Source organism: Inquilinus sp., assembly GCF_057815775.1.
In genome coordinates, this window is record NZ_JBYRFX010001069.1 from 1 (window position 1) to 3,116 (window position 3,116).

A 3,116-nucleotide genomic window follows, 5' to 3' on the forward strand; every position below is an offset into this window, starting at 1 on the left:
GGCCGCAAGGTCGCCCCCCGCTTCGCCGCCTTCGCCAATGGCGTCGGCATCCACGCCGACGACTATGACGACACCCAGCTGGCGGTGGCCGCGGACCGCGTCTATGGGCTGCTGACCCACCCCACCGCCAGCTGGGTGTCGTCATAGTCGTCGGCGTGGATGCCGACGCCATTGGCGAAGGCGGCGAAGCGGGGGGCGACCTTGCGGCCGGCCCCGATCACCGTCGCCGCCCCCGGCTGCAGGCCGAGTTCGTCGAGGTGCCGGCGGACCAGCTCGCCGCTGCGGGCCACCGAGCCGGAGAGGGCGAGGCCCAGCCCGTCGAGGATGGATTTCTTCCCGAGCGCAATCACGTCGCCCGGCACATCCGCCAGTTTGGTGTCGGAAACGAAGCCAGCCACGTATTTCGTGAGACCAGCCTGCGCGGCGTTGCCCATCGTTCCTTCCCCATCATCGTTGAGACCTGAGTCCATCCCGCGATGCCTGAACTGGCTGTGGATGAGACCTGATGAGGAGATTACGGGGTCAGTCTTGGTAAACTGTCAACAATTTTCAGCCGACAAAATGCGAACTCTGAGGCTCGCCGTGCTGGTGAGAAGGCATATGTCCGGGCCCCGCCTTCGCAGGGGGCAGCCGTGCCGGATGTTCGATGCTCTACTGAACCGCCGAGGCGCCCGGCCTCAGCCTTCCGGCGGATGGCGGTGGGCCAGCGCCGCCCGGCGCGTGCGCGACATGCCGTTGATGATATGCGCATACCCGGCCGCAAAGGCACGCTGCGCGTCGCGGGCCGCCACGGCGTCGAAGATCGCGCGATGCTCGGCATTGGAAACGTCGAGCACATCGCCGCTGGCCAAAGCGCGATAGCGCTGGATGTGCAGCTCGCGGGCCAGGCCGAGATAGATCTGCGCCAGGCGGCTGTTGCCGGACGCCCGCGCCAGCTCGGCGTGGAATTCCAGATTGACCGGATAGTAGAGGCTCGCCTCCCCGGTGGCGGTGATCCCGTCCATCCGGTCGACCAGGCCGCGCAGCTTCACGATCTCGGTGTCGCTGACCCGCATGGCGGCGCACATCGCGAGCGAGGCGAAGACGCAGGCCCGGGCCTCCGAGACGTCGCGCGCCTCGTCGCTGCTGAGCTCCCGCACGAAGAAGCCGCGATTGGGGATGACCTGGATCAGGCCGAGGGCTGCGAGGGCGCTGCAGGCCTCGCGGATCGGCCCGCGGCTGACCTTGAGGCGCTGGGCCAGGGCGTTCTCGTTGATCCGCTCATTCGGGGTGAATTCGCCGTCCACGATCATGCGCTCGATTTCCACCTGGACGACGGTCGTCAGCGAGCGGGTGCGCAGGAAATCGATCTGCGAGAGCCCCGGCGTGTTGTCGGTCGTGTCCGTCATGTCTGGGAAATCCACATCATCCTGGTATAGCCATAACGGAGGCGAGCCCCTGGTTGTCAAGCGGCCCGACCGTGGCCGGATCCGCCGGCCCCGTCAGTTTGTCCTGGTCCTGGCGCCGGGGCCGCCCAATAGCGGCAGCTTGTGGGCGATGAAGACGACGGTGAACGACACCACCAGCAGGAGGATGCCCAGGACGGCAATGGCGCCATAGTCGCCGCTTTCGTTCAGATCATAGATGATCACCGAGACCAGCTTGGTCTGTGACGTCGTCAGCAGGATCGTGGCCGACAGCTCGCGGATGGTGCCGATGAAGACGAAGCACCAGGCGGCGATGACGCTGGTCCGCAGCAGCGGCGCCGTGATCTGCCACAGGCTTCGCAGCCGCGAGGCGCCGAGGATGCGGCTGGCCTCCTCCAGCTCCGGATGCACGCCGTGGAAGGCGGCCGAGAGCTGCTGATAGCCGGATGGCAGCTCGATTGTCAGGAAGGCGATCAGCAGGATCCACAGGGTGCCGTAGAGCCGGAATGCCGGGTTGGCATAGGCCAGGAACAGCCCGACGCCGAGCACGATCCCGGGGACGGCGATCGGGGCCATCGCCAGGATGCCGAGCAGGGACGAGCCAGGCACCGCGCGCCGCGCGACCAGGTAGGAGATGACCAGCGCCATGCCGGTGGCGATGGTCGCCGTCGACACGCCGAGGATCAGCGTGTTCCAGATCGCCAGCTGCGTGCCGGAGAATTCGAACAGCACGAACTCGAAATTGTGCAGGGTCAGCGCGCTCCAGCTCAGCGGCTCGGACAGGTTGTGGGTCAGGGCGACTTTCAGCAGGGCGAGATACGGGAACACGATGGTGACGCACAGGATGAGCAGTACATAGGCCCCGGCCAGCCATTTCCAGCGGCCAAGCTTGGTGCGGCGGGGCGTGCCGCTCTTGCCGCCCAGCACGGTGTAGCCGCGCCGCCCGAGCAGCCATTTCTGCAGCCACAGCAGCAGCATGGTGACGATCAGCTGGGGCACGGCGCTGGCCGCGGCGAGATCGAGCCGCGGCGGGAACTGGAAGTAGCTCCAGATCTTCGTCGTCAGCACATGAAAGCCTGCCGGGAGGGCGAGGATGGCCGGCGAGCCGAACATGGTGAAGGCCTGGACGATCGCGATCAGGGCGCCGGCCAGGATCGCGGGCAGGACCATGGGCAGGGTGATGCGCCGCAGGGTCGCCCAAGGCTTGCCGCCGAGGATGGCCGATGCGTCTTCCAGGTCGGACGGCACTTTGTCGAAGGCATTGGCCACAAGCGTGAAGACGAAGGGGAAGGAATAGCAGGTGATGGCGAAGACCAGGCCCGGGAAGGTGTAGATGTTGAACAGGACGTTCGAAGCATCGAGGTCGAAGGCCCAGCGGTAGATGTTGTTGAGGATGCCGCTGTTGGGGGCGGCCAGCATCGCCCAGGCGATGGCACCGAGGAAGGGCGGGGTCACGAAGGATGCCGTCACCAGGCTGCGGATGACGCGCTGTCCCGGCATGTCGGTGCGGGCCACCAGCCAGGCCAGCGGCGTGGCCACCAGGCAGGAGAACAGCCCGACGCAGGCGGCCATCGCCATCGCGATCAGGAAGGCGCGGTGAATGGTGGCATCGGACAGCAGGCGGCCGAAATTCGCCAGGGTCGGCGACCCTGATTTGTCGGTGACGGCGTAATAGCCCAGCCAGAACAGCGGGAACAGCACCAGCACGCA

General features: G+C 66.7%; 3 protein-coding genes. All 3 read right to left on the bottom strand.

Annotation, left to right across the window (positions count from 1 at the left end; translation table 11 throughout):
- Nucleotides 1-101: 101 nt before the first annotated feature.
- Nucleotides 102-434, bottom strand: coding sequence for an MmgE/PrpD family protein (locus AC3XYG_RS38310; protein WP_489145155.1), 333 nt, complete (start codon nt 432-434; stop codon nt 102-104).
- A 243-nt stretch (nt 435-677) separates the two neighbouring features.
- Nucleotides 678-1,388 (bottom strand): FCD domain-containing protein, encoded by a 711-nt coding sequence (locus AC3XYG_RS38315; protein WP_489145156.1) that lies wholly within the window; start codon nt 1,386-1,388, stop codon nt 678-680.
- A gap of 93 nt (nt 1,389-1,481) precedes the next feature.
- Nucleotides 1,482-3,116: ABC transporter permease (locus tag AC3XYG_RS38320; RefSeq protein ID WP_489145157.1), on the bottom strand; the 1,635-nt coding region annotated here is incomplete at its 5' end.